The sequence below is a fragment of the Paraburkholderia franconis genome, from assembly GCF_009362735.1.
In the GTDB taxonomy this organism is placed as follows: domain Bacteria; phylum Pseudomonadota; class Gammaproteobacteria; order Burkholderiales; family Burkholderiaceae; genus Paraburkholderia; species Paraburkholderia franconis.
Window position 1 is genome coordinate 1 of the sequence record NZ_WHNP01000257.1, and the last position, 636, is coordinate 636.

Consider the following 636-nt stretch of genomic DNA (forward strand, 5'->3'; position numbering starts at 1 on the left):
TATTCTTCCGCCCTGAAGACGCGTGGCTCGCCAATCCGCAGAGCGCGCATTTGCGCGGCACCGTCGATGCTTCCGCGTTTCTCGGCGAACGCACGCGTCTGACGATCCGCGATGCGGCGCCCGATGCGCTGATCGTCGATGTGCCGGGACGCGTTGAACTCGCGCGCGGCACGCACGTCGGCATCACGATCGCGCAGGACGCGTTGATTGCGCTATCGTGAGTGGGCTTGCGCACGTGAGGTTTGGTTCTTGCTGGAGTCGTTGTTGGATCGTGTTTGTTTTGGTTCGCACGGCCCGCCGCGGGCATCCGCGATTGCGCCGGTAGGCGCATCGCGGATGCCCGCGCAAAGGCAAAAAAACCAAACAGCGTCGCAGACACCAACAGAAAAGGATTCTCCATGCTTCTAGCCCAGATCAGCGATCTGCACATCAAACGCCCCGGCGCGCTCGCCTACCGGCGCGTCGACACGGCCGCGTACCTGGCGCGCTGCATCGAGCGCCTGAACGCGCTCGATCCGCGTCCCGACGCCGTCGTGATGACAGGCGATCTCGTCGACCAGGGCGAACCTGAACAGTACGCGCATCTGAAGTCGCTGCTCGCGACGCTCGAAATCCCGTATTACCTGCTGGTCGGCA

Annotated in this window: 2 protein-coding genes; both read left to right on the top strand. The window is 63.5% G+C overall.

All coding sequences use genetic code 11. The features are described from left to right. Positions 1-221 (top strand): TOBE domain-containing protein (locus tag GCT13_RS48070; RefSeq protein WP_152768470.1); only part of this gene is annotated, 221 nt, incomplete at its 5' end. A 177-nt stretch (positions 222-398) separates the two neighbouring features. Continuing rightward, positions 399-636, top strand: a 238-nt coding sequence (locus GCT13_RS48075; RefSeq protein WP_193727994.1) for a metallophosphoesterase, incomplete at its 3' end; no start/stop codon positions are given.